This window comes from Fictibacillus tiangongensis (assembly GCF_048083785.1).
Taxonomy (GTDB): domain Bacteria; phylum Bacillota; class Bacilli; order Bacillales; family Fictibacillaceae; genus Fictibacillus.
Window position 1 is genome coordinate 1,071,460 of sequence record NZ_CP182294.1, and the last position, 24,629, is coordinate 1,096,088.

26 protein-coding genes and 1 pseudogene are annotated in these 24,629 nt (G+C 38.9%); 22 read left to right on the forward strand and 5 right to left on the reverse strand.

Going from position 1 to position 24,629, the window contains the following annotated elements:
* Window positions 1-108: 108 nt before the first annotated feature.
* Both ACNJYY_RS05840 and ACNJYY_RS05845 read left to right on the forward strand, forming a co-directional pair.
* Complete coding sequence (locus tag ACNJYY_RS05840) at window positions 109-453, forward strand: winged helix-turn-helix transcriptional regulator (RefSeq protein WP_416730944.1); 345 nt, start codon at window positions 109-111, stop codon at window positions 451-453.
* Window positions 446-628 (forward strand): cysteine-rich CWC family protein, encoded by a 183-nt coding sequence (locus ACNJYY_RS05845; RefSeq protein WP_416730945.1) that lies wholly within the window; start codon window positions 446-448, stop codon window positions 626-628. The genes ACNJYY_RS05840 and ACNJYY_RS05845 overlap by 8 nt, the downstream gene beginning before the upstream one ends.
* A gap of 31 nt (window positions 629-659) precedes the next feature.
* On the opposite strand, the gene ACNJYY_RS05850 is transcribed toward ACNJYY_RS05845, so the two are convergent.
* On the reverse strand, window positions 660-1,721 hold the full coding sequence (locus tag ACNJYY_RS05850) for a DctP family TRAP transporter solute-binding subunit (protein WP_416730946.1): 1,062 nt from the start codon (window positions 1,719-1,721) through the stop codon (window positions 660-662).
* Between the two features lie 96 nt (window positions 1,722-1,817).
* Between ACNJYY_RS05850 and ACNJYY_RS05855 the strand changes: the two genes are divergently transcribed.
* The 9 genes from ACNJYY_RS05855 (at window position 1,818) to ACNJYY_RS05895 (ending at window position 10,464) form a co-directional block, all read left to right on the forward strand.
* Window positions 1,818-3,416 carry an ATP-binding protein gene (locus ACNJYY_RS05855; RefSeq protein ID WP_144702029.1) on the forward strand — a complete coding sequence of 533 codons (1,599 nt, stop codon included), beginning with the start codon at window positions 1,818-1,820 and terminating at the stop codon, window positions 3,414-3,416.
* A complete protein-coding gene (locus ACNJYY_RS05860) occupies window positions 3,409-4,092 on the forward strand; it encodes a response regulator (RefSeq protein ID WP_416730947.1) in 684 nt (227 codons plus the stop codon). Before ACNJYY_RS05855 ends, ACNJYY_RS05860 begins: the two co-directional genes overlap by 8 nt.
* A gap of 205 nt (window positions 4,093-4,297) precedes the next feature.
* Complete coding sequence (gene dctP / locus ACNJYY_RS05865) at window positions 4,298-5,569, forward strand: C4-dicarboxylate transporter DctP (RefSeq protein ID WP_144702023.1); 1,272 nt, start codon at window positions 4,298-4,300, stop codon at window positions 5,567-5,569.
* A gap of 86 nt (window positions 5,570-5,655) precedes the next feature.
* Window positions 5,656-6,723, forward strand: a complete 1,068-nt coding sequence (locus tag ACNJYY_RS05870) for an NAD(P)H-dependent flavin oxidoreductase (RefSeq protein WP_416730948.1) — start codon at window positions 5,656-5,658, stop codon at window positions 6,721-6,723.
* Window positions 6,724-6,808: 85 nt separating this feature from the next.
* Window positions 6,809-7,057 (forward strand): phage holin family protein, encoded by a 249-nt coding sequence (locus ACNJYY_RS05875; protein WP_144702017.1) that lies wholly within the window; start codon window positions 6,809-6,811, stop codon window positions 7,055-7,057.
* A gap of 154 nt (window positions 7,058-7,211) precedes the next feature.
* Window positions 7,212-7,550, forward strand: a complete 339-nt coding sequence (locus tag ACNJYY_RS05880; RefSeq protein ID WP_197222244.1) for an RNA polymerase sigma factor — start codon at window positions 7,212-7,214, stop codon at window positions 7,548-7,550.
* A gap of 245 nt (window positions 7,551-7,795) precedes the next feature.
* A complete protein-coding gene (locus tag ACNJYY_RS05885) occupies window positions 7,796-9,049 on the forward strand; it encodes an OFA family MFS transporter (protein ID WP_144702011.1) in 1,254 nt (417 codons plus the stop codon).
* Window positions 9,050-9,189: 140 nt separating this feature from the next.
* Window positions 9,190-9,639 carry a GNAT family N-acetyltransferase gene (locus ACNJYY_RS05890; protein ID WP_144702008.1) on the forward strand — a complete coding sequence of 150 codons (450 nt, stop codon included), beginning with the start codon at window positions 9,190-9,192 and terminating at the stop codon, window positions 9,637-9,639.
* A 189-nt stretch (window positions 9,640-9,828) separates the two neighbouring features.
* Window positions 9,829-10,464, forward strand: a complete 636-nt coding sequence (locus tag ACNJYY_RS05895) for a YrrS family protein (RefSeq protein WP_144702005.1) — start codon at window positions 9,829-9,831, stop codon at window positions 10,462-10,464.
* Window positions 10,465-10,688: 224 nt separating this feature from the next.
* Here ACNJYY_RS05895 and ACNJYY_RS05900 read toward each other — a convergent pair whose 3' ends face one another.
* The gene (locus tag ACNJYY_RS05900) at window positions 10,689-11,450 is read right to left on the reverse strand and encodes a class I SAM-dependent methyltransferase (RefSeq protein WP_416730949.1); all 762 of its coding nucleotides are present in this window, start codon (window positions 11,448-11,450) and stop codon (window positions 10,689-10,691) included.
* A 252-nt stretch (window positions 11,451-11,702) separates the two neighbouring features.
* On the opposite strand from ACNJYY_RS05900, the gene ACNJYY_RS05905 reads away from it, so the two are divergent.
* Entirely contained in the window at window positions 11,703-12,197 is a 495-nt protein-coding gene (locus ACNJYY_RS05905) for a DinB family protein (RefSeq protein WP_416730950.1), read from the forward strand.
* A gap of 43 nt (window positions 12,198-12,240) precedes the next feature.
* On the forward strand, window positions 12,241-12,945 hold the full coding sequence (locus ACNJYY_RS05910) for a polysaccharide deacetylase family protein (protein WP_416730951.1): 705 nt from the start codon (window positions 12,241-12,243) through the stop codon (window positions 12,943-12,945).
* A 50-nt stretch (window positions 12,946-12,995) separates the two neighbouring features.
* Here ACNJYY_RS05910 and ACNJYY_RS05915 read toward each other — a convergent pair whose 3' ends face one another.
* On the reverse strand, window positions 12,996-13,448 hold the full coding sequence (locus ACNJYY_RS05915) for a universal stress protein (RefSeq protein ID WP_416730952.1): 453 nt from the start codon (window positions 13,446-13,448) through the stop codon (window positions 12,996-12,998).
* 160 nt (window positions 13,449-13,608) lie between these two features.
* On the opposite strand from ACNJYY_RS05915, the gene ACNJYY_RS05920 reads away from it, so the two are divergent.
* The 4 genes and pseudogenes from ACNJYY_RS05920 (at window position 13,609) to ACNJYY_RS05935 (ending at window position 17,056) form a co-directional block, all read left to right on the forward strand.
* Window positions 13,609-14,898, forward strand: coding sequence for a phytoene desaturase family protein (locus ACNJYY_RS05920; RefSeq protein WP_416730953.1), 1,290 nt, complete (start codon window positions 13,609-13,611; stop codon window positions 14,896-14,898).
* Window positions 14,899-14,901: 3 nt separating this feature from the next.
* Window positions 14,902-15,768, forward strand: coding sequence for an RNA polymerase sigma-70 factor (locus ACNJYY_RS05925; RefSeq protein ID WP_416730954.1), 867 nt, complete (start codon window positions 14,902-14,904; stop codon window positions 15,766-15,768).
* A gap of 20 nt (window positions 15,769-15,788) precedes the next feature.
* Window positions 15,789-16,352, forward strand: a pseudogene (locus tag ACNJYY_RS05930) (GNAT family N-acetyltransferase).
* A 14-nt stretch (window positions 16,353-16,366) separates the two neighbouring features.
* Entirely contained in the window at window positions 16,367-17,056 is a 690-nt protein-coding gene (locus ACNJYY_RS05935) for an HAD family hydrolase (RefSeq protein ID WP_416730955.1), read from the forward strand.
* 17 nt (window positions 17,057-17,073) lie between these two features.
* Here the strand turns inward: ACNJYY_RS05935 and ACNJYY_RS05940 are convergent, their stop codons facing one another.
* The gene (locus tag ACNJYY_RS05940; RefSeq protein WP_416730956.1) at window positions 17,074-18,321 is read right to left on the reverse strand and encodes an MFS transporter; all 1,248 of its coding nucleotides are present in this window, start codon (window positions 18,319-18,321) and stop codon (window positions 17,074-17,076) included.
* Entirely contained in the window at window positions 18,321-18,758 is a 438-nt protein-coding gene (locus ACNJYY_RS05945) for an ArsR/SmtB family transcription factor (protein ID WP_416730957.1), read from the reverse strand. The genes ACNJYY_RS05940 and ACNJYY_RS05945 overlap by 1 nt, the downstream gene beginning before the upstream one ends.
* Window positions 18,759-19,006: 248 nt before the next feature.
* Here ACNJYY_RS05945 and ACNJYY_RS05950 point away from each other — a divergent pair, with 248 nt between their 5' ends.
* From ACNJYY_RS05950 to ACNJYY_RS05970, 5 genes are all read left to right on the forward strand, one after another.
* A complete protein-coding gene (locus ACNJYY_RS05950) occupies window positions 19,007-20,638 on the forward strand; it encodes a M4 family metallopeptidase (RefSeq protein ID WP_416730958.1) in 1,632 nt (543 codons plus the stop codon).
* 437 nt (window positions 20,639-21,075) lie between these two features.
* Window positions 21,076-21,972, forward strand: coding sequence for an AraC family transcriptional regulator (locus ACNJYY_RS05955; protein WP_416730959.1), 897 nt, complete (start codon window positions 21,076-21,078; stop codon window positions 21,970-21,972).
* 132 nt (window positions 21,973-22,104) lie between these two features.
* Entirely contained in the window at window positions 22,105-23,232 is a 1,128-nt protein-coding gene (gene dnaN, locus ACNJYY_RS05960; RefSeq protein ID WP_416730960.1) for a DNA polymerase III subunit beta, read from the forward strand.
* Window positions 23,233-23,244: 12 nt separating this feature from the next.
* Entirely contained in the window at window positions 23,245-24,126 is an 882-nt protein-coding gene (locus tag ACNJYY_RS05965; protein ID WP_416730961.1) for an alpha/beta fold hydrolase, read from the forward strand.
* Between the two features lie 10 nt (window positions 24,127-24,136).
* Window positions 24,137-24,628, forward strand: a complete 492-nt coding sequence (locus ACNJYY_RS05970; protein WP_416730962.1) for a GNAT family N-acetyltransferase — start codon at window positions 24,137-24,139, stop codon at window positions 24,626-24,628.
* Window position 24,629 lies beyond the last annotated feature (1 nt).

The window sequence follows — 24,629 nt, forward strand, 5'->3', positions numbered from 1 at the left end:
ACTCCTATACGTAGTACTTACGCTATAATTTTATTACAAAGAAAGACGAAAACAAGTATGCAGTAATTTCTTACTAAGTCAGTAAAAACTGATTAAAGGAGCCAAAACATGAGTGAGGAAGGATATAAGAGAAAAGAAGATTGCCCGTTAACATTTGCTCTAACACTAATCGGGAGTAAATGGAGACTTCCGATCATATGGGCTTTATGGAAAAATAAGACGATACGATATAACGAACTTAAGCGTCAGGTGGATGGAATCACAAACATGGTCTTATCTCAGTCTTTAAAAGAGATGGAAAAACAAGGTCTGGTGGTACGAACGCAATTCATGGAGATACCGCCTAGGGTGGAGTATTCATTAACGGAGGCAGGAGAAGCTTTAATTCCATCATTAAAATCCTTGGCAGAATGGGGAAAAGAGATGCAGGTAAAGGTGAAAGATCATGTCTGATTGCCCGTTATGTAAGAGAGATAATGCCTGTGCAATTTCAAACGGAAATAACCCAGAAACGTGTTGGTGTATGAACGTTCAGATGCCAGCTCAACTTCTTGAATGTGCTGCTTCAAATCGTGAAACGTGTATTTGCCAGACGTGTGTGGATGAATGGAATAAAAAGGGGTGCTGATTTTTAAAGAATCAGCACCTGAATTTGTTCTCTAAAAATCTTTATAGGAATTTCTTAATTGAATCATCTTGGAAAGAAGGTCGTCTCCAATCTCACTTTTAAACGCTCGGTACACGGGCTCCCAACCCTTTGCCCACTCTCTTTTTTCTTCCTCTGTCAGATAATGAATATCGATTGAAGAATTTTTCTCGATTAATGCAAGCTGTTCCTCGTTCATCGCGAAGGATTGAGTTTGGTTCCAGCTAGTAGCTTCATCCAAAGCTTCAGTTATGATTCTTTGCTGCTTCTTCGTAAGATTGCTCCAAAACTCATCATTCATGATTACAGCATACCCTAAAAATCCATGATTGCTTATCGTAAGGTGACTTTGCACATCAAAGAATTTTTTAGAATAGATGTTAGAGATCGTGTTCTCCTCACCGTTTAATTCTCCAGATTCCAATAATCGGTACGTATCGTTAAAATCCAATCCAACTGCTTTAGCTCCAACTTGATCAAATTGATTCTCAAGCACAGAACTAGGCATGATTCGCAGGTTTTGCCCTTTTAGATCATCAGGGTGAACGACTGGCCCGTCGTTTGTTGTAATCTGTTTAAATCCATTGATCCATAACGTAAGGCCTTTCATGTTTTTCTCTTCTAATGATTGAAGCAACGTGTTCCCAATGTCTCCGTTTAACGCCTTTATAATACTTTCACGAGTAGGCATGGCATAAGGAAGATCAAGAACCTGCCATTTAGGTGAAAATGTGCTTAGCTTTGTCGTAGCAGGTGCGATCATCTGCACATCACCACGCTGCAGCGCTTCAAGTTCTTCTTGATCGGAGTAGAGTCCACCGTTTGGAATCACTTCAATTTTAATCTGACCATTAGATTTCTCGTTTATCCGTTTTGCAAAACGCTGTGCAGCAAGTCCTTTAGGAGTATTCTCTGCAACCACGTGACTAAACTTGATGACAACTTGGTCCTGTATGCCTTTTTGATCATCATCATAGGGAAGTGTTCCTTCGGCCATTTTTGTATGAAAACCAATCCAGATTGATACTCCTAAACCCGCTATCAGTATCAGTGCGATCCCAATGAAAGATTTCATCCATGAATTACCCCAAATCCGTTACTTTTTTAAATAGTCTAACATATTGAAATTGAAATGATACAATAGTGACAATGAAAAGGAGGTTGCTAGTAAATGACGATGAAACGATTACCCATTCGAACAAAAATCATGATCCTAACGTTTGGAATCGTGCTCTATGCCATCCTAATCGGAGGTGTCGTCATTATTGGTAAGATCCTCGATATTCAGGAAGAAGAGCTGGGGAAGCGGGCAATGATTACTTCACGCACCGTGGCACAGCTTCCCGAAGTGAAGAAATACATTCAGATAAATAGAGGCTGGAACGAGATAGAACCAGTCGTTGAAAAGATACGAGTCATTAATGAAGCAGATTATGTCGTGGTCATGGACATGGATCATATCCGATATTCTCATCCTGTTAAAGACATGATTGGTACGGTGTCTAAAGGGAGTGATGAAGGAGCAGCCTTTGCTGACCACACGTTTATCTCGAAAGCAAAGGGAGAGATGGGTACAGCTGTAAGGGCATTTGTTCCCATCAAAAATGATGAGCTAGAGCAGATCGGGGTTGTTGTGGTCGGTCATGTGATACCAGGTTACTACGAAGTGTTTCATGACCTGACAGATGAGATGACTCTTATTCTATTATTGGTTCTCTCGTTCGGTGTGATCGGTTCCTATCTACTAGCTCGTCATCTTAAACAGCAGATGTTTTATTTAGAACCACACGAGATCGTACGAATGTTCGAAGAGAGAACAGCAACGTTCCACTCTATGCATGAAGGTGTAATCGCAATTGATAAAGAGGAACTCATCACGATCTTTAATGAAAAAGCAAAAAGTATATTCTCAGTCAGGGGTGACGTTGTCGGAAAACAGATTCGTGAAGTAATACCAGATACGCGTCTTCCAGAGATCATAGAACTGAGTCGTCCTGTTTATAATCAAGAAATTCGAGTAAGTGGAAAAGTGATCATGAGTAACCGAGTGCCGATAAAAGTAAATAACAAGATCGTTGGAGCTGTCGCTATTTTCCAGGATAGAACAGAAGTTGCAAAGATGGCGGAAGAACTGACAGGTGTTAAGGCATTTGTAGAGGCACTACGAGTTCAGAACCACGAGCACATGAACAAGCTTCATACGATCGCAGGGCTTCTTCAGTTAGGCAATTTGAAAAAAGCGATGCAGTATGTTTTTCAGATATCAGAAGAAAAAGGTTCACTCACTCGGTTTTTAAATCAAAGGATCAAGAACGAGAGTCTTGCAGGTCTATTGTTAAGCAAAGTTGGACGCGGAAAAGAACTCGGAATAAAAGTGGATATTGATAATGAGAGCTCACTTAAAACGTTCCCAGATCAACTCGATCAGCATGATTTTGTAACGATCATTGGTAATCTGATAGAGAACGCGTATGACGCTCTAAAAGGAGTTCATGAGGGCAGGATTGATGTTTCCATCGCCCAGGATTCCGAGGCTTGTGCGATTTTGGTCGAGGACAACGGATGCGGAATGAGTCAGGAAGTCCAGCAGCATATGTTTGAAAGAGGATATACGACAAAAGGAAATAGTGGGTCTGGAATAGGGTTGTACCTGATTCGTCAGATTGTAGAAAAAGGTAACGGAGACATAGAAGTAACATCTGAAGAAAACCAGGGAACAAGTATTGTAATAGTATTTCCGATGAATGGTAGAGGTGAAGAGGATGAGTGAGATAAAGGTTCTGTTGATTGAAGACGATCCGATGGTCTTAGAGATAAACAAAGCGTTTATTGAAAAAGTAAAGCGATTTAAGGTAATCGATACAGCATCAAATGGAACAGAAGGATTGAAACGTATAAGAAAGCATAAGCCAGATCTCGTCGTACTCGATATCTACATGCCAGAGCAGGATGGGATTGAAACACTTCAGCAGATACGAGCGGAAAAGATTCAGGTAGACGTTATCATTATTACAGCTGCCAACGACTTAGAGACCATCCGTTCTATGATGCAGAACGGCGCGTTCGATTATATTATCAAACCATTTACTTTTGAGCGTATTGAAAAAGCATTAAACAAATATCGAACGTATCATTCTACCGTGTCACCATCCGGAACAGTTACGCAAAAAGATCTAGATAATCTTTTCTATTCTGAGATACGTGATGTTCCTGTTACGGCGGAGCTTCCTAAAGGGTTGAACGAACTGACGCTTAAACAGATCGCAAGCTTTATAAAATCGCAGGTTGAGGCGAAGTCAGCAGAAGAGGTAGCAGAAGGAATAGGCATCGCACGAGTGACAGCACGAAGATATCTTGAATATTTAGTAAAGAACGGAACGATTCAAATGGATATTCAGTACGGTACGGTCGGACGACCTGTCAATCGATATCTTCTTAAAAAATAGTTGAAGACCAAAAAGACCAAAACGTCCAATAAGTTCTTAATATTCTAATAAATTAATGGAAGCGCTATCATTGTTCTTACAAATGGTAGCGTTTTTCTTTGGCTTGTTAAATTGTATGGAAATTGTCTGGGGTCTGACCCCGGGTCAGACCCCAGACAATTTAACTTTCTAAAAATTCATTTTCAAACTCGAAAGGAGAAGAACAATGAAAAGGTTATTTAAGAACTTAACGTTTCAGGTTTTAACGGCTATCGCCGTAGGTGTACTAGTGGGACTCTTCTGGCCAGATTTTGGGAAACAGATGAAACCTGTAGGAGATACATTTATTAATGCTGTGAAGATGGTGATCGCACCGATTATCTTCTTAACGATCGTACTAGGCATCGCTAAAATGGGTGACATGAAAAAGGTAGGTAAAGTTGGAGGGAAAGCTTTCATCTACTTTGAAATTGTTACGACGCTCGCACTTGTTATTGGATTGATCGTTGTTAACGTGTTAAAACCAGGTGCGGGCTTAGACTTTGATAAGCTTGAGAAAGGTGATGTGTCACAATACACGTCTGAAGAAGGCGGTAAGATCGATTGGATCGAATTCGTTACACATATCGTTCCGAGCAACATGGTTGATGCATTTGCTAAAGGTGATATTCTGCAAGTACTATTCTTTTCCATTCTGTTTGGTGTTGGACTTACGGCACTCGGAAACAGCGGAAAGATCATTATCGAATTCTTTGAAAAGTTGCTGAACGTCTTTTTCAAGATCGTCGGTTATATCATGAAAGCTGCGCCACTTGGAGCGTTCGGTGCGATGGCGTTTACAATAGGAAACTATGGACTAGAGTCACTCGTACCGCTCGGTAAGTTAATGATCGCGGTGTATACGACGATGTTCTTCTTTGTTTTTATCGTGTTGAACCTGATTTGTAAGATGTATGGATTCAGTTTGTGGAAGTATTTGAAATTTATAAAAGAAGAGCTCTTGATCGTACTCGGAACAAGTTCTTCAGAATCGGTTCTGCCACGAATGATGAACAAGATGGAGAAGTTCGGATGCTCGAAATCTGTTGTAGGTCTTGTTATACCAACCGGTTATTCTTTCAACTTAGACGGAACAAGCATCTACCTCTCGATGGCAGTCGTATTTTTAGCTCAAGTATTTGGCATCGATCTCAGTCTAACCCAGCAATTAACCATTATCGCTGTATTGATGCTAACGTCTAAAGGTGCAGCCGCAGTTACAGGTGGTGGGTTCATCGTCCTTGCATCTACGCTAACGGCTATGCAAGTCATTCCTGTTGAAGGGTTGGCACTTCTATTAGGAGTTGACCGTTTCATGAGTGAAGCGCGTGCCATTGTAAACTTAATCGGAAACGGAATTGCAACGATCGTGGTATCTAAAAGTGAAAATGAGTTTGACGAAGGTAAAAGTGAAGAAGCCATTCAGGAGATGTACGAAAATAGAAAAATTGCAGTTTAATGGAGGGAAGAGCTTTAGTCGAAACAGACTAGAGCTCTATCTTTTTGTTATGCTATTTAAAAAGCAGGAAATGGAGGAAGATACGTATGATCTGCAGCATGCTCAATATTAAATATCCAATCATACAAGCGGGTATGGCGGGTGGCCCAACAATACCTGAATTAGTAGCAGAAGTAAGTGAAGCAGGAGCATTAGGAACACTTGGTGCAGGATATATGAGTCCTCAACAAATTAAAACGGCTTTTAAAAAAATTCAGCAACTCACACGATCTCCCATTGCTGTGAATCTGTTTCTCCCCGAGCCCGAGACACATAAAATGGACGAGGAAGCTATTCAAGCGATGCAGCAACACTTGAATACATACCGTTCAAAACTTGGAATACCTGAAGTTCATGACATTCCAGATGTGGAGAATTTATTTAAGAAACAGCTATCCACCGTGATCGAAGCGGGCGTTAAAATAGTTAGTTTTACATTTAATGCGCCGTCTAAAAGATTAGTAGAAGACTTACATGCATTAGAAATGGTTGTTATCGCAACGGCAACTTCTGTTAAAGAAGCGATTCACCTTGAATCCAATGGTGTAGATCTTATCGTTGCACAGGGTGCTGAGGCAGGCGGGCATAGAGGTACATTCTTAAATGGTGAAAGTGAATCTATGATCGGCACGATGGCTCTTGTTCCACAAGTAGTAGACGCTGTTTCATGTCCGGTTGTGGCAGCGGGGGGCATCATGGATGGTAGGGGAATGGCAGCAGCACTAACTTTAGGTGCCTCAGCTGTTCAGCTGGGCACAGCATTTTTGACAGTTAAAGAGAGCGGAGCAAATACCATTCACAAACAGACCATCCTATCTAGTCGTGATACTGACACGAAAATAACAAAAGTTTTCTCTGGAAAAAGTGCGAGAGGTCTTAAGAATAAGATGATGATAGACTTAGAGAGTCATATTCGTGATTTGCCTCCTTATCCACTGCAGCATATGTTAACGTCTGATATTAGAAGAGAAGCAGCTAATCAAGGAAATAAAGAAATGATGTCCATGTGGGCTGGTCAAGCATCTGCTCTAGCGCAAGTAAGGTCTGCTGGTGATTTAGTGAGAAGTTTAATCAATCAATGTGACACTGCACTCGAAAAAGCTACATGGAGATAATATTTTTACGTAACGGTCTATTTTCATCCAAGTTTTAATAAAATTTGTATTAGCTATACAAATTTTATCGATTGGGGTGGAAATCATGGATTTTATGACCGATTTTGCACCGTACATTGGTTTAGCTGTGGTTTTATATGCCATTCGTCATACGGATCGTTTTTCGAACAAGTATATCCCCATTGTTGCAGTTGTCCTAGGCGTTCTTTATGCCTTTTGGGAAGCGGGGGCTGCTACACCAGAAGCTACATTAGTCGGATTAAAATACGCACTTCTTGGGATAGGAACAGTTGCAGGTATAAAATATTCAGTAGAGAAAAATCTAAAAAAATAAGTGTTAATTAAAACAGTGCTTGAAATTCAAGTGCTGTTTTTTTATTGTACAAAATATATATGAATATTCAACAAGTGTTGTGTTCAATGTTTAACACCTTTAATTTATGGGAATTGGAAATTAACAAAGGAAGTAACAGGAGGGTGTTGCTGAAATGAACATACGACATGACCTTGATAGCAAAATATTGACCAGATTGCTACATAAGGATTCTAGTGCCTTAAAACAAATGGTCGATTCATATAGCACACTTTTATATCAGGTTGCCCTCCGAATTACTGGTGATAAGCGTGTGGCTGAACAAGTATTGTGCGAAGTATTTCGCGATCTATGGGAAAACCCAAACCAATACACAAAAATAAAAGACAAATTTCTTTCCAGTTATTTGATTAAACTATGTAAATTAAAATGTGTCGATCGCGAAGAAATTCATATCACCCGGCTATTATCTAAAAAGTCAAAAAATTATGTTGCGAATAACGCAACGATTTGATATTATAAAAACGCTTACAACTAATGTGAGAAGTAATGGAGAAAATACACGATCTGTACTTTTTCTATTCTACTTTTGATGATGAATGGACGCTCTGCACGAGTATGTAGAGCTTTTAGGCAACATTCTACAATGGACTTATTTGAAAAAATAAGTACTTTTGAATGTTGTCTTTTTTTGTGCCTTACATTAGGGTAAGTTTCATGAATGTTTAACTTTATTAACTTTATAGGGGGGAAATAAGGATGAAAAAGTCTAAAAATCGGTGGCTCATTGCTTTATCAGCGGTAGGAATACATATTTCCATTGGATCGGTGTATGCTTGGAGCAACTTCACGAATCCACTGATCGAGAAATTTGGGTGGACAGCTTCACAAGTGCAGATGACGTTCAGTATCGCCATCCTATTCTTAGGTTTGTCTGCAGCTTTTTTAGGACATTTTGTTGAAAAACATGGTCCAAAGAAAGCAGGTTTGCTTGCAGCCATTTTCTTTGGATTAGGAATTGCTGGATCTGGTCTTGCAGTCAATATCGGCTCGTTAACGATGCTTTATATCTTTTATGGTGTACTTGGTGGAATCGGGCTTGGAGTAGGTTATATTGCACCTGTTTCTACACTGATCAAATGGTTTCCCGATCGTCGTGGTCTAGCAACAGGACTTGCTATCATGGGATTTGGTTTCGCAGCAGCGGTCAGTTCTCCTATTATGGACGTACTTATTAAATCTGTTGGTATTGCAAACACATTCTACATTTTAGGAATTGCTTACTTTGCTGTAATGACATTGTCCTCTCTTTATTTGGAAAAACCAGAAGAAGGATGGCTTCCTGCTGGGTTTAAAGAGAATGTAGAGAGCGGAAAAGTGAAAATTAAACAAGACCTCTCACAACTAACAGCAAACGAAGCTGTAAAAACACGCCGTTTTTATTATTTGTGGATCATGCTATTCATTAATGTTACATGTGGTATCGCCATTCTTTCTGCCGCAAAACCTCTAGCTGAAGAGAGTATTGGATTAACAACTGCTGAAGCTGCGGCACTAGTGGGCGTTTTAGGATTGTTCAACGGTTTTGGTCGAATTGGATGGGCATCCATTTCAGACTACATCGGGCGACCTAATACTTATACGACATTTTTCGTTTTGCAGATCGCTCTCTTTTTCATGTTGCCACAAACGTCATCATCCATTCTTTTTCAGGTGATGCTCGCTGTTATCTATACGTGTTACGGTGGAGGTTTCGCATCGATTCCAGCCTACATTGGTGACCTATTTGGAACGAAACAGGTTGGAGCGATTCATGGTTATATTCTAACGGCTTGGGCAGCAGCTGGTCTTGCAGGTCCATTATTCGCTGCGTGGATTAAGGACACAACAGGTTCTTACGCGAACAGTTTAACATTCTTTTCTGGATTGTTTATAGTTGCGCTCATCGTATCCATACTAGTCCGTTTTGATATGAAAAAGCTCGCCGCAAAACAAGAAAAGTCCGTAGCCTAACTTTAAACGAAATGCAGTGTCTTCAGTAATGGGAAGACACTGTTTTTTATCACGTTTGAGCTATCATTAGATTCTATATCTTCATTAAATGAGATATTATGGTAAAATTGGAAATGTAACTTACAATCAAAGGAGAACTTATGACACAAAAACAAGTGACGATCGCAGAACTGAACGCAGAAAATTGGTACGAATGCTGCTTTTTAGAAGTAGCAGATGATCAAGTGAGCCATATTGAACCTAACGCCGTTTCTATCGCTCAATCAAAATTTGAACCAACCTTAAAGCCTTACGCTATTCTATTGGAAGGTAACACAGTTGGATTTCTTATGTTCAACTCCATGAAAGAAGAATTGGATGGGTATTGGATCTATCGAATTATGATCGATAAAAATTACCAGAAAAAAGGTATTGGCAAGATCGCAACACAGTTGATGATTGAAGAAATGAAGACTTTATTAGATGCTAATGTAATTGTAGTGGGTTATCATCCTGAGAATAAGGGTGCTCATCAATTGTATGAGAGCTTAGGGTTTGTTGATAAGGGTGATAGATTTGGAAAAGAAATGGCTGTTGTATTAGAGGTATAATACATAACTTGTGTTGGCAAAAACTTCTGAAATCTTTGGTCACCCTCAAATTTTTAGTGAATCCCTTCGAATAATTAATGTTGAGTATATAAAATTTTTAAATGTTAGAACTCTAATCTTTATTAGAGTTCTTTTTGTTTTGTTTTATCACGAGAGGGAACGTTTGATATGAAGGAGTGATTGTAATAGATGAGAAGATCAGAACGCAAGAAGTCAAACAAGAGAAATATTGTATTATACAGTGCGTTAGGAGCTGTTCTTTTAGCGTTATTATTCTTGCCAAAAGATGCGCTGCTGATGGGCAGTGAAGAAGAGCCAAAGAAAGAGGAAGCAAATAAAGAACCAAAACATAAAGTGGTAAAACTTCAGCCTGATAACGAAAGTGCTTATGAAGAAGAACGTGAAGAAAAAGAACCAAACAACAAGGAGAAAACCAAGAAACAAGAACCATCTGAAGAAATTGGCATAGATCCTGAAAAAGAAGCAGATAAAAAGGAAAAAGCAGAAAAAGCTGAAGCGGAAAAGAAAAAACAACAAGCTTCAGGTGACAAACCAGTTCTAAACGAACCAATTGGTACTTCTCAAACAGGACCTCATACATCAAGTTATGATGAAGGCAGTGTAGACTGGAATGAAAAACTAAAAGCGATTCGTCTGGCTACAGGTCTTGATGAAAACATGACGGTGTGGAAAATCGCAAATGGTGGAGGCCCACAGAAATCAGTTGCAGAAGTCAGTCCGAATAAACAGCCAAATGAAAAATACACGGTTAACCTTGAGTGGGTCGATGAAAAAGGCTGGATGGTAACGAGTGTTCAGAAGTAGTTTCTGAATAAGTGGACAGTAAAATGTTGAAAATGGACAGTAAATGAAGACAAGTGGACAGTAAAACCTCAAAAGTGGACAGTAAATTTAGAAAACTGGACAGTATTTTGAATGAACTGGACAGTAAAGCTCTATCTTCCAAACAATCCAACAGAACATTGTCAAGAAAAGCTGGCTCAGCGCGTTCAAAGCGAACGATTGCTGTGCCAGCTTTTTAACTTTCCTTATTTTTTCCTCGCTTTTATTAGAAAACGATGCTGTTTCACTTCAAAGTATCCATTCATTTGGATCAGTTCATGAATGTGATGCAGCTTTTCTACAGAATCTTCGAGTTGGAACTCTGGTACCTGCCAAGGTATTGCATCTAAATAATAGAGCAAGGCACCAATATCATAAAAGCGCTGAACAGGAAATTCTTCTTTAGTTTCTAAAAGTTCAAATCCATTTTCTCGCAGTTCATTTTCAGCAAAACGCAAATTCCAATGTGAGAACTCATCATTGATTGGATACCCAAGCAATGTGTTAATCTCAGCACAATCTGAACCGCCAACTTGTTGTGTGAGAAAGATTCCCCCATTCGTTAATGTGCGTTTTACTTCAAGTGGAGAGTAGGATTCGTGTTTATTAATGATAAGGTCAAACGTATGATCTTCAAAAGGAAGAAGATCATCATCACCGATTTGAAACACTTTTACACCAAGAGGTTCAAGACGTTCTCTTGCGATTGGGACGTTTGGCAGATATCCTTCTGTTGCACAAACTACTGCAGGAAACGGTTGAAGCTTGGACAAAAGCTCTCCACCTCCAGTGCCCATGTCAAGCATCGATGACACTTTTCCAATGAGAGGGGTCACCATACTGCCATATGACCAAGAAAGCATTCCACTTGCCATCCGACCAGATTCAGTTATATATGAAAAATCCCACCCTGAGAATGGTTTGTTAACTTCCTTAATATACATTTCAAAATCTACATCACGTTTCATACGTGCACCTCCAAAAGTTTATCTTTAAGTAATGAATTTATCTATTTTGTTGGAGGTCCTCTAGGGTAATAGCCGTTTTATATCTCGTGCTCGAAATGATTCATCATGTGTTCTCCTCATACCAGCATAATGTCTTATTAAAAAATTCTTCAAAACAATCCCAGTTCCTTCCTGATTCTGAAAATTAGAGGGAATTTTGTCGTGTTGTCGAAAATAGGCAAAGAAGTAAGAATGAGAAATAGGGAGGGTATTATGAAACATCATGCTATGAAAATGTACGATTATCACGTTTGGGCGAACAAGGAGTTATTCCATCGGTTATCAGAACTTGGAAATGAAGTGTATCATCAGACAGTGCAGAGTGTTTTCCCATCCATCTCGAAAGTAGTTTCACATATGTACATCGTTGATCAGCTTTGGTTTCATATCATTTCAGGGACTAGTATGGCAGAAGCACTCGAGATTGAAAAAGTAGAGTCCGATACAAATAGTATTGAGGAGATCATTACAATGTATAACGAATTAACCAATCAATATAGTGAATTTCTTAACAATGGAGTCGATTTGGACAAAGAGCTAATTCTTGATACGCCATGGGCGGGAAGAAGAGAGACGAGTATCTCTGAGATGTTGCTGCATATCACGACTCATGGTGCTTATCATCGGGGTAATATTACAGCTATGCTGCGTCAGAATGGTTACAGCTCAGTTACGACAGATTTAACGAGTTTTTGGTATTCTTATTAAATCATACCTACAAATAGCTCTATACATAAATGAGGAGAAATGAATGAAGAAAATAGTCATATACGTAAGCGTGGCGATCTTCCTATTGATCGGATTGGCGTACAGCGGTTTAAAGTTAAGCAGTTCGAGAGACTTTCAATTTTTTGGAGGTTTAGTAACAAGTGCAGATACTGCTGGAAAAGTAGTTGCCTTAACATTTGATGATGGCCCAACAGATAACACCGATGAAATTTTGTCGATTTTAAAAGAAGAGGGCGTTAAAGCTACTTTTTTTGTAACTGGCAGGGAGATTGAAGAGAACCTGGGAGAAGCAAAAAAAATAGTGGCAGAAGGACATGAGCTTGGAAACCATTCTTATTCTCATGAACGAATGGTTTTGAAAACACCGTCTTATATTCGTAATGAGATTGAGTCAACAGATAAGCTGATTCGAAAAGCAGGATACGAGGGGAAGATTCACTTTCGCCCACCATATGGGAAAAAATTGATCGGACTGCCGTACTACTTAGATAAACATGATCGAAAGACAATCCTTTGGAACATTGAGCCGGAAACATATCCAGAAATAGCAGCTGATTCTAAGAAAATAGTGAAGTATGTGAGTCGAAATATTCAGCCTGGCTCAATCATCCTGCTGCACGTGATGTATGACAGCCGCACAGAATCGATGGAATCTGTTAAAGGTATCATTACGGATTTGAAGGCAAAGGGCTATACGTTCAAAACAGTGTCTGAAATGGTTCAATAAAATAGAGGAGCCCATCTTTTAAAGAGGGGGCTCCTCAAACGAATTAATTGTTATTTAGAAACAAGTACAGGTTGATGTGCGTTAGAAACAACTTTTTGACTAACGCTTCCTAAGAAAAGTTTTTTAAATCCGCTATGGCCACGATTACCAATGACGATGAGATCGATGTTATGGCTATCCGCATAACCACAAATGGTAGTAGTCGGGTCACCATGCAAAATGGCTGTGGTTGTCTTTATTTGATGATCCACACGTCCTAACGCTCTGTTTAGGATTTCTTCACCATGACTTTGCTCCAAAATTTCTGCTTCTCTTACTTCTACTGCTGAACTCGCTACTCCGCCTGGATGTACGCCACCATACAATGGCAGAACTATTTCATTGGTCACATAAAGTAACGTTAACTCAGCCCCTGTATGCCGTGCAATCTCATTACCATTGTGTAGAGCGGTGTAACTTCCTTCAGAGCCATCAAAAGCAACCAGAATCTTGGTATATAACATCACGTTGATCTCCTTTCTTGCAGATTTGGCAACTTGAATGAAAATGTCACCTTATAAAACCATTACCCCTTGATATTTTATATAAACAAAATACAGATTTCTGTCACAAAACAAACGCCAGTATCGTCATGTTTGTAAAATCAGAAAGTGGTGATTATACATGAATACATTTGATGTGGCGATTGTTGGTGGCGGAATAGCCGGTTTAACTTCTGCCGTATATTTAGCACAAGCAGGAAAGTCTGTCTTAGTACTAGAGAAAGCTAGCCAATTAGGAGGTCGTGCACAAACCATCTCAAAAAACGGAGCACTATTTAACTTAGGTGGGCATGCATTATATAGAGGGGGAGCGGCTGAAGAGATTTTAAATGAGTTAGAAGTAAATGTATCTGGGGCAGTTCCTGATACCAATGGATACGCGGTCTGGAATGATAAACTTTTTGAACTGCCCGGATCATTAGGTGCAATGGTCAAAACAAAACTTTTAACATGGTCTAACAAGACGGAATTGGTAAGAGTGATGTTAAAGCTTAAAACGATTGACGCTGCATCGATCCCTCATATGAGTTTACGAGAATGGGCTGAGAAAGAAATTAAAAATCCTATGGTCCGTAACATCTTTTACGCATTGACCAGAACATCAACATATTGCATAGATTACGATCAACTATTAGCGAATGCAGCTATCCAACAAGTTCAACTAGGTCTGAAAGGAGTCCTTTATGTAAACAATGGTTGGCAATCCATCGTTGAAAGTCTTCGCAATAAGGCTTTTACTGCTGGAGTAACCATTTATACAAACAAGAAGATTTCTTCTATTGATTATGGAATTACACATCAACTCTTCTGTTCAGATGGAGATACCTTCGAAGTTTCAAATGTACTATTAACAATAGGATCTGAGCAATCAATGAAATTGGTGAAGAATGCAGAAGGGACATTGCTAGAAAAGTGGAGTCAGCAAGCTTCTCCCGTATATGCTGCATGCCTAGACGTAGCTTTGAAAAGACTCCCTAAATTAAATCATCATTTTGCGATAGGAATTGATCAGCATATTCTGTTCTCTAATCACTCTCGAGCGTGCTCATTAAGCGAGGATGGGAAGAATGTTATTCAATTAATTAAATATTTAGGAACTAATAAAGAGGGCAGTGCAGATTGTCATAGAAAAGAGCTTGAAAGTATTCTTGATCTCATGCAGCCGGAGTGGAGAAAAGAACTTGTAGCTCAACAGTTTTTACCAAGAATGATAGTGGTGCAAGATATGATCAGCATCAAAGACACTCAATATTTTGGTCCGAGTATACCTGAAATACCAGGACTCTACATTGCAGGAGACGGTGCAGGACATGGAGAAATGTTGGTGGACGCAGCATTTGCTAGTGCTAAAAGAGCAGCAAAAGCTATTGAACAAAATATAGGATTAAATCGTTTGCGAAAGGAGGCTTAATGGATGAATGATGTTCAAACTGAGCTTCTATTTACAACATATAAACCCCTCTTGTTTTCATTAGCATATAGAATGCTAGGAAGTGTGCAAGATGCGGAAGATATCGTGCAAGATGCGTATATTACTTGGAGTGAACAAGAAATGGATCTTGTTCAGAACCCAAAAGCTTATCTTTGTAAAATCGTCACGAATCGCTGTTTGGATCTGCTTAGGTCTGCTCGTAAACAACGAGAAGCATATGTAGGACCTTGGCTTCCAGAACCACTGTTAACAGACAATAACGAAGATCCAGCATTACATTATGTGATGAAAGAATCTCTTTCTACAGCATATCTACTATTATTAGAGCAGCTGTCAGAAACAGAACGTGCTGTATTTTTACTTCGTGAAGTTCTAGAGTATGATTATCGTTTTATCTCAGAAATGGTCGGAAAAAGTAGTTCAAACTGCAGACAAATTTTTCACCGTGCAAAAAAGGCGATAGGCAATCATACTACTTCTACGATGTCACCTCCAAAAGCTTCCGCACTAACTGAACAGTTCGTAGCAGCAGTAGTTTCAGGAAATGTAAGTAATCTATTAAATCTGCTTGCCGTAGATGCAAAGCTCATTTCAGATGGTGGAGGGAAAATAAAAGCTGCTCTCGTTCCAATCCTTGGAGCAGAGCGGATCTCACGCTTCTATATGGGAATCATGGCAAAAACAACGGAAGACTTTTCATTCAAATATACGAATGTTAACGGCGAACCAGGCATTGTACTGTATGTGGAACAACAAGTATTTGGTGTTCTGTCCTTACAGATTAAGAATGACTTAATACAAACGATATATTGGGTAGTAAACCCTGACAAACTTACTCACATTACCTAACAGATACTCGGAGGTACACTTTGAAACCAATTTTAATAAATTTTCCAACTGAATTTACAACAGATCGACTGCTAATTCGTATGCCAAAGCCTGGAGATGGCAAAGCGATGTTTGAAGCTATTCATGCTTCACTAGATGAATTAAAGCCTTGGCTACCTTTTGCCCATTTTGATCAAACAGAGGAAGATGTAGAAGTTAATATTCGGTAAGCGCATTTGAAGTTTTTAAGCAGGGAAGATTTAAGATTGCTCGTATTTTTAAAGGACAGCGGGAACTTGATTGCTTCATCAGGATTACACCGTATTAATTGGGAAATTCCAAAGTTCGAGATTGGATATTGGATTGATACTCGCTATGCAGGAAAAGGATATATGACAGAAGCTGTTAATGGAATTACTGATTTTGCTGTTAAGGAGCTTAAAGCACGAAGGGTTGAGATCCGTTGTGACACACGTAATACAAAAAGTGCAGCCATCCCTGAACGGTTAGGATTTACATTGGAAGGTATTCTACGCAATGATTCATTGGAGATTGGTTCAACAACAAGCCTTCGAGATACTAGTGTATATGCAAAGATTTTTTAATAGGGGGAGAAACCTTGGTTAAAGCAGTTTTCTTTGATCTGTATGAAACGTTGATTACGGAATGGAAAGATGGATATAAGAAAGCCAAGTATTCTATCGAACCTTTAGGATTAGATAAAGATATTTTTAAAGCAGAGTGGGATCTAAGAAGAGAGCTTAGAATGAATGGAACGTTTCCAGATCACCAGAGTGTGTTAAGAGATATTTTAGATTCACAAGGGATTACACCAAACGTAGAAGCTATTGAGTACGTTCACCTAGAAAGATTGTCAGCTAAGAGCATTCCTTTTCAAGAGATCGATCCTCAAGTGATAGAACTGCTTCAAACTTTAAAATCTAATGGCCTGAAGCTCGGTCTGATCTCAAATGCTGCTCCTGAAGAAGTGGATGCATGGGAAACGTGTAAGCTGCCAGACAACTTTGATGAAGTGATTTTCTCCTATGAGGTACGAGTAGCGAAACCGCAAAAACAAATCTATCAACTGGCTTGTGAAAAGCTTGGTGTAATACCGCAAGAATCAGTATTTATTGGTGACGGTGGATCTGACGAATTAAGAGGTGCAACAGAAGCAGGAATGACAGCACTTCAAGCAACTTGGTTTTTGCCAACAGTGATCAGTGAGAGAACGACAGGTTATCCAAAACTCAAAAAACCACAAGACTTACTGCTTCATGAGAGCATAAAATCTATTACAATCTATTAATCTAAAGCTAGCACTAATTAATGTGCTAGCTCTTTTTGTTTTGCATCTTTATGATAATTTTCTTTTTTATTGTGATAAAAGTACATTAACACATTAAGTGTTACGGCAAAACAGATGATGAATAGAGATATTCCGATGACAACTTCTTTAACATTTAACCACTCACTTAAGAAACTAGCAAATAGGATGATAACGATAAGACTTATACTTTGAAAAAACCCTAACGTAGCTCCAACTCTTCCCATTTTGTTAGACGGAATACTTTGTTGGAAAAAAGTTTGGAATCCGGTGTTAGCAAATGATGAAAAGAAACCTAGAATAATAAAACCTATACATGCGGAAAAGAATGAATGAGAGAAGGCATAAATTCCATACCCTAAACTAAAAAGCGTGGAAGCAAAGCCAATAAGGTAGGGAACAGGAAATTTATTAGCCATTACAGCGAGAAGTAAAGATCCGGTTAAATAGCCAATTCCAGTTATACTCACAAGCAAACTATATTGGCTTTCTGTAAGCCCAATAATGGTCTGTGTGAAAACGACTTCTTGAGAATCTAGAGCTACAGCTAAGGTCATGATTAATTGAAACAGGATGTAGGTAGCTAAAAACAATCGTTGTTTTCTTAGAAAGTCACCTACTATTCGCCAGTCATCAATCAGTATGTTTAGTTTGTTAGAACTGGAAGAAGAAACCCCTTGTTTATCATATAAACTTGGTAGAAAAGAAAGAATGCATGCTGATAAAAGAAATGAACTAGCATTACACCAGATCGCAAAGTTATATGAACCAAAATGGACGAGTGCCCCAGCAATAGCTGGTCCGATAACAAGTGCGCCAGTCGTTAGAACAGAAGAAATTGAATTATAGCGCAGCCGTTTTTCTTTCGGTACGAGTTGAACGGTGTAGGCTGAAGATGCTGGATTAAAGAATGAACTACAGAGGCTAACGGCAAACAAGATCGTATAAATCATCCACAATTCTGTTAAGAAGGGGATACAGGCAACGAGTAGCGCGCGCATAATATCAGTGATCATCATGATTGTTTTTTTATTTAATCGATCGATCAAGCTGCCTGACCATAAGCTTGTCACGATTCCAGCTAGAGGGCCGATTAACCATAAACCAGCAACTGCTGCAACAGATTCCGTTTTTGCAAAGATAAATAAATTTAAAGAAACTAAGTAGATAAAGTCACCAATATATGAAATACCCACCGCAGATAACAATAGGGCGGGAAATTTCCACTCGCTGTTTAGTTTCCTCATTACGCATTCACCTGAAACGTGCAATAGACCTTATATTCTTTTTTAGTGCTATCATTTGTGACTTGACTTTCCCATCGAACGAAAAGCTGTTCTAACTCTAGTAGGAACTGTTTCTTCTCTTCATCATCAAGTATAAGGTTGGTTGAAATAGACGAGGGTTTAGTGTTATCTTCGTCAATTAATTCAAAACGAGTGGATTTAGAGCGGTAGTATTTTTCTATGATTCCGCCTTTCTTTTGTTCTTTTACAAGTTCTAATATGCCTCCGTTATAGAGAAGCTGGATGTGGTAATGAATCGTACCAGCTGTTTTTCCCAGTTTATCTGCAACTTCTTTAGCCGTTAATTCCTCATTCTTTAACAAATGGATAATTTGGATGCGAGTTGCATTTGCAATTAATTTTTGTTGATCAGCTGATATGGAAAGTGAGTTAGTCATCTGTTATGCCTCCTTAATCTAATAATATAAATCATTCTATTTTTTTAGAACATATCCTTCTTTTTATTTAACAAATTTTAGGTAAAAAAGAACTACAAAGAAAATATGCCATCAGACACTATGATTTCATTTCCTATTTTTTACTCTAGTAACAACTAATTAACTTTCTGAAAATTCATATAAATAGAGTTTGAGAGGTGATATGATGTTGCAAACAAAGTAAATAAAAGGAAATTGGAGGCGTGACAATGACAAAGAAGAAGTGGGTTGCAATGGGGATTGCGGCAACATTAATCGCAGGTGCGTTCGGACCATCAGCAATGGCTGCCACAGAGCAAGTAAAGGTAAAAGTAAGCAGTGATTCTGGAACTCCAGCTTTTCTAGCAGGTAAGTTATCTTCTAAATCAAAAGCTTCTGCACAAAAGGTACTATTCAATTATGTGAACAGTCATAAATCAATCTTCAAACTAGGGAATTCAACAGCAGAAGATTCGTTCTCCATTGCAGAGAGTACAAAAGAAGCAAACGGGAATACGGTTCTAAGACTTCAGCAAGAATACAAAGGTGTTCCGATTTGGGGTTATACGCAAGTGGCACACATTAATAAAAACGGTGAACTTACCGTGATCTCGGGTGAAGTTGCTCCAAATATGGACAAGCAGTCAAAATTGACGAATGCAAAGCAGATCAGTGGGAAAAAAGCGGTAGGCATCGCAACTGCTGCACTTGGTCTAAAACCGGAATTTGAGAAGAAGCCAAAAGCGGAAAAAATCGTATTGATGAAAGAAGGTAAAGCGCATTTTGCGTATCTTGTAAACTTAAACTATTTAACACCCGAGCCAGGGAACTGGAACTATTTTATTGATGCACAGTCAGGTGAGATCCTCAATCGGTATAATGACATGCACGAAGTAACAGGAACGAACACGACTGGAACTGGAAAAGGTGTGCTAGGTGATTCAAAAACACTGAACCTCACGCTATCCAGCGGAAAGTATTATATGCAAGATAATACGCGTGGAAACGGAATCTTCACTTATGATATGAAGAACCGTACGTTCCTTCCTGAGTTCTTCTTGCCAGGAACGCTATACAATGGAACGGATAACGTGTTCGACAGCTCATACGATCAAGCAGTTGTTGACGCTCACTACTTTGCCGGATTAACCTACGATTATTATAAAAATACACACGGACGTAACTCGTATGATAATAGAGGAGCACAAATTAAATCGTCTGTTCACTTTAATAAAAATTACAATAATGCATTCTGGAACGGTTCACAAATGGTATATGGCGACGGTGATGGAACGAACTTTATCGCTTTCTCAGGCGGCATTGATGTAGTTGCTCATGAATTGACGCATGCCGTAACAGATACGAGCTCCGATCTTGTCTACCAAAACGAGTCAGGTGCATTGAACGAAGCGATGTCTGATATCTTTGGAACACTAGTAGAGTATTATAATGGTAAAAATCCTGACTTTGAGATTGGTGAAGACGTGTACACGCCTGCCGTAGCGGGAGATGCCCTTCGCTCAATGTCAGATCCAGCGAAATACCAAGATCCTGATCACTATTCTGTTCGCTATACAGGAACTGGTGATAACGGAGGGGTTCATATCAACAGCGGGATCATCAATAAAGCAGCATACCTTCTTAGTGAGGGTGGCAGTCATTATGGCGTCTCCGTTACCGGAATCGGAAGGGACAAGCTAGGCGCAATCTTCTATCGTATGAACACGGTTTACTTAACGTCATCTTCAAACTTCAGTCAGGCGAGAGCAGCGGCAGTCCAGTCTGCAACAGATCTATATGGTGCCTCGTCACAAGCTGTTACTTCGGTAAACCAGGCATTTAATGCAGTAGGCATTCAATAATTATTGATATAGCTAGAACCATGTTTGGTGGTTCTAGCTTTTTTATGGGGAAATAGCGAATGTCAACGATTACAGAGTCGTGGATTGAGGGCCGAAACTTCTGGATTGGTAGCTGAAACTCGTGGATTGAGAGCTAAAATTCGTGGATTGAGAGCTGAAACTCGAGGATTGAGAGCCGAAACTCGTGGATTGGGAGCTAAAACTCGTGGATTGGGAGCTAAAACTCGTGGATTGGGAGCTAAAACTCGTGGATTGGGAGGGGAAACTCGTGGATTGGAAGCCGAAACCCTGGGATTGCAAACTCAATCTCATGAAATTGCCCCTCTTTAGCAGGGCTAATCCTGTCGATATAGAATAAATAAAACGGTAACTTAGCAAAAAAGGTTAAGAACGAATGGATGTTCGTGTATATGATGGAAGTAAGGTAGGTGATGGAGATGGATTATGAAGATAGCATTCAGCGGACACTCGATTATATTGAAGAAAATTTGCAGAACCGTATTACATTAGAGGAGCTTGCAGAGCTCGCTTGCTTCTCACCTTTTCATTATCATAGAGTGTTTCAGTTTCTAGTCGGCGAATCTGTTATGGATTATGTGCGGAAAAGAAGACTCTCACACGCGGCAAAGCGATTATTGCAATCAGACGATAAAGTGATAGATATCGCTTTTGATCTAGGGTTTCACTATCATGAATCATTTAACCGAGCTTTTAAAAAACAGTATGGCCGATCGCCGAGAGAGTACCGTAACGCATCCGTTCATCCCGTCTCTCTCCATCAAAGGGCTTACCTGAATATGAACCGTTATACAGGAGGAATGAACATGGAAATGAAAATCATTAAAAAACCAGCTTTCCACATCATCGGGTATGACTTAAAAACACGCAACACGGACGGTCAGAATAATGTAGATATTCCAAAGTTTTGGGAGAATTATATTCAAAAGAAATTAGGAGAAAAAATTCCCAACCCTCTAAACAAGAACCAGGAACTAGGGTTATGCACAGAGTACAACACGGCAACAGGTGAGTTTGTTTATATGATTGGAATGGAAGTGGAGAAGGGTATACCTGCTCCAGAAGGAATGTCCTATAGAAGTTTTCAAGAGATGGAGTATGCCGTTTTTACAACACCAAAAGCTTCAGAGGAGAACTTCGTACAATCGATTCAACAAACATGGGTTGAAATCTTCTCCAAATGGTTTCCAGATTCAGGATATGAGCATAACGGAAAGTTAGAGTTCGAGCTTTATGATGAACGCTGCTATGGAGATGAAAACAAACAGATCGACATCTATATTCCACTCGTTAAGAAAGCGGAAAAAATAAAATAAGTGGTGTGATGCCCTTTTTGCTCAATGAGCAGAAAGGGTTTTTGAATCTAAGAAAATGGAATTTTGTGTTAAACTAATAATCTGAATATTAAAGAAAATCCAAGCGCATAAACGAGGAAGGATACATCTAATATGAAGTTTACGATTGACCAAAAATTATTCAGTAAAGCTCTTTCTGATGTTGGAAGAGCTGTTTCTCAAAAATCACTTGTTCCCATTCTAACAGGCATTCAAGTTCTAGGAAATGAAGAGGGGATTACACTCATCGGAACAAACACAGATATTATAGTTAAACGGATTATTTCTAAAGACAAAACGTCCGGAAATATTCACATTGATCAAACAGGTAAAGCAGTCGTTTCAGCGCGGTACTTTACAGAACTCATTCGAAAGCTTCCAGAAGTCGTTCATATCGATGTAGACGAAAAGCAAGTGGTAAAGATTAAATCGGGAGACATTTTTACTCAACTGAATGGATTTCGAGCGGACGATTATCCACAATTACCTGATATCGATGGAACAAACTTCCTCATCATGGAGGCAAGTGACTTAAAAGAGGTCATCAATCAAACGGTTTTTGCTGCAGCTAAAAATGAAACAAGACCAGTTCTTACAGGTGTTCATTTTATGTTTTCTAATAACCAGCTTACGGCTGTTGGGACTAATTCACAGCGATTAGTTTCTATAATAAAAGAAGTCCAGGTAACCGAAGAGACCTCGTATATTGTTCCAAGCTCCAGTCTGAACGAACTTGTAAAACTAATCAATGATTATTCAGGACTCGTGAAAATTCAATTAGCAGATGGATATATCCTATTTGAAACAGATCAAATTTCATTATATTCTCGACTGATTTCTGGCCAATATCCGAATACATCCAAACTCATTCCGAACGAACAAATTACAGTATTGACTCTAAATAGAGAGCTTCTTGTAAAAGGAATTGATCGTGCCTGTTTGTTTGCGAGTGAATGGAAAAACAACACGATCACGTTGAGTATTAAAGAGTGTAAACTGTGCATCACTTCAGGCTCTTCAGAAATGGGTCACATTCAAGAATTACAAGAAATTATGGACATGGCAGGTGAGGTTGATTTTAAGATTTCGATCGATGGTCACTATTTAAAGGAAGCGTTACATACGATTAAAGATGAAGAGATCAACTTAAAATTCAACGGCTCAATGAGACCGATCGTAATAGAATCCACACATGAAAAATCAAATTATCTTCATCTCATTTCACCAGTTAGATCTTTTTAGGGAGTGTGTTTCATGAAATACATAGATGGAGAATATCAACTATTCCTTAATGAAATAGGACATTGGATAAAAATAGAAGGGAGCTCAAATAAAACTGTACCTTTAGTGATCATCCATGGTGGTCCGGGAGGTAATCATTATGTTTTTGAGCGGACTGCAGGTCCAAAGCTGGCTGAGGAGCGCACAGTAATCTATTACGAACAAAGAGGTTGCGGTAGAAGCGAATTACCATTCTCTGAGGATGCATATTCAATAAAGTTATTAATAGAAGATTTCTATTGCCTTTTAGAGCAGCTGGGTATCAAGAAAGTGGATATATTAGGTTATTCGTTCGGAGGTGAATTAGCGTTAGAAATTGCTTTTGCTTATCCAGAGATAATCAATAAAATTGTTCTTTCTGCTCCTAGTCTAATGTTTTCGAATACCGTTTTAAAAACACAATTACAAGGCTTTAAGACGATAGGTGATAGCAAATTCTTAGAAAGAATGGAGAAGGTACTAAGTCAAAATATGTCCATAAAAGAAAAATGGGAAAAAGTTTGGGCACTCGCTGATTCAAAAATAGTTGATCGTTTTTTATTTGAAGATCAAAAGGTAGCTAAATATAACAGATGGTTATGGGAAAACAGCGGCTTGAGTAACACAGGGAAAATGATGGAGGCACTTCAAATGAATCCCCCGTGTACCCCTCTTGAAAAACGATTAAACCAAATTAAGCATCATACGCTTATCTTAACGGGTATCTACGATCGAAATACAGGTTTGAAAATATCAAATATTTTTAAACAAGAACTATCGAACAGTAAGTTAGAGAAATTTAAAAACAGTGCGCACTTTCCAGATTTAGAAGAAGAGAAAAAATTTGTAACAACGACATTAGATTTTTTAAGATAGGGGTCTCAGTATGTTAGATATATTGGATACGTCGAAAGTTAATAAAAAATTGATTAATAAATTCTTCCAAAAGCACTGGGGAAGTCCGGAGATGGTGATTTCCAGTGGCACATTTAATTGCAATGAACTTGATGGTTTCGTTGCTATTAATGAGATGGGTGAAATAGTAGGTCTCCTTACATATATCATACAGAAAAATGTCTGTGAGATTATTTCTTTAGACAGTACTTTAGAAAACAAAGGAATTGGTACAGAGCTTCTAAAAAAAGTTGAAATACAAGCTATTAATCAAGAAGTTATACACGTAAAAGTAACAACTACGAATGATAACATAAAGGCATTGAGCTTTTATCAAAAAAGAGGTTATTGTTTAACAGACCTTCTTCCAAATGAAGTAGAAAAGGCTAGGAAAGTAAAACCCGAAATTCCTCAAATCGCAGACAATGGCATCCCTATTCGAGATGAAATCGTGTTGAGTAAATGCCTTCAAAGGAGTATTTAAG

Coding starts and splice junctions, on each gene's coding strand:
- ACNJYY_RS05925 (WP_416730954.1), top strand. CDS start 14,902: ATGAATGATGTTCAAACTGAGCTTCTATTTACAACATATAAACCCCTC.
- dnaN (WP_416730960.1), top strand. CDS start 22,105: ATGAAGTTTACGATTGACCAAAAATTATTCAGTAAAGCTCTTTCTGAT.
- ACNJYY_RS05950 (WP_416730958.1), top strand. CDS start 19,007: ATGACAAAGAAGAAGTGGGTTGCAATGGGGATTGCGGCAACATTAATC.
- ACNJYY_RS05875 (WP_144702017.1), top strand. CDS start 6,809: ATGGATTTTATGACCGATTTTGCACCGTACATTGGTTTAGCTGTGGTT.
- ACNJYY_RS05905 (WP_416730950.1), top strand. CDS start 11,703: ATGAAACATCATGCTATGAAAATGTACGATTATCACGTTTGGGCGAAC.
- ACNJYY_RS05885 (WP_144702011.1), top strand. CDS start 7,796: ATGAAAAAGTCTAAAAATCGGTGGCTCATTGCTTTATCAGCGGTAGGA.
- ACNJYY_RS05855 (WP_144702029.1), top strand. CDS start 1,818: ATGACGATGAAACGATTACCCATTCGAACAAAAATCATGATCCTAACG.
- dctP (WP_144702023.1), top strand. CDS start 4,298: ATGAAAAGGTTATTTAAGAACTTAACGTTTCAGGTTTTAACGGCTATC.
- ACNJYY_RS05845 (WP_416730945.1), top strand. CDS start 446: ATGTCTGATTGCCCGTTATGTAAGAGAGATAATGCCTGTGCAATTTCA.
- ACNJYY_RS05920 (WP_416730953.1), top strand. CDS start 13,609: ATGAATACATTTGATGTGGCGATTGTTGGTGGCGGAATAGCCGGTTTA.
- ACNJYY_RS05910 (WP_416730951.1), top strand. CDS start 12,241: ATGAAGAAAATAGTCATATACGTAAGCGTGGCGATCTTCCTATTGATC.
- ACNJYY_RS05895 (WP_144702005.1), top strand. CDS start 9,829: ATGAGAAGATCAGAACGCAAGAAGTCAAACAAGAGAAATATTGTATTA.
- ACNJYY_RS05965 (WP_416730961.1), top strand. CDS start 23,245: ATGAAATACATAGATGGAGAATATCAACTATTCCTTAATGAAATAGGA.
- ACNJYY_RS05945 (WP_416730957.1), bottom strand. CDS start 18,758: ATGACTAACTCACTTTCCATATCAGCTGATCAACAAAAATTAATTGCA.
- ACNJYY_RS05890 (WP_144702008.1), top strand. CDS start 9,190: ATGACACAAAAACAAGTGACGATCGCAGAACTGAACGCAGAAAATTGG.
- ACNJYY_RS05880 (WP_197222244.1), top strand. CDS start 7,212: ATGAACATACGACATGACCTTGATAGCAAAATATTGACCAGATTGCTA.
- ACNJYY_RS05870 (WP_416730948.1), top strand. CDS start 5,656: ATGATCTGCAGCATGCTCAATATTAAATATCCAATCATACAAGCGGGT.
- ACNJYY_RS05940 (WP_416730956.1), bottom strand. CDS start 18,321: ATGAGGAAACTAAACAGCGAGTGGAAATTTCCCGCCCTATTGTTATCT.
- ACNJYY_RS05970 (WP_416730962.1), top strand. CDS start 24,137: ATGTTAGATATATTGGATACGTCGAAAGTTAATAAAAAATTGATTAAT.
- ACNJYY_RS05840 (WP_416730944.1), top strand. CDS start 109: ATGAGTGAGGAAGGATATAAGAGAAAAGAAGATTGCCCGTTAACATTT.
- ACNJYY_RS05955 (WP_416730959.1), top strand. CDS start 21,076: ATGGATTATGAAGATAGCATTCAGCGGACACTCGATTATATTGAAGAA.
- ACNJYY_RS05850 (WP_416730946.1), bottom strand. CDS start 1,721: ATGAAATCTTTCATTGGGATCGCACTGATACTGATAGCGGGTTTAGGA.
- ACNJYY_RS05860 (WP_416730947.1), top strand. CDS start 3,409: ATGAGTGAGATAAAGGTTCTGTTGATTGAAGACGATCCGATGGTCTTA.
- ACNJYY_RS05900 (WP_416730949.1), bottom strand. CDS start 11,450: ATGAAACGTGATGTAGATTTTGAAATGTATATTAAGGAAGTTAACAAA.
- ACNJYY_RS05915 (WP_416730952.1), bottom strand. CDS start 13,448: ATGTTATATACCAAGATTCTGGTTGCTTTTGATGGCTCTGAAGGAAGT.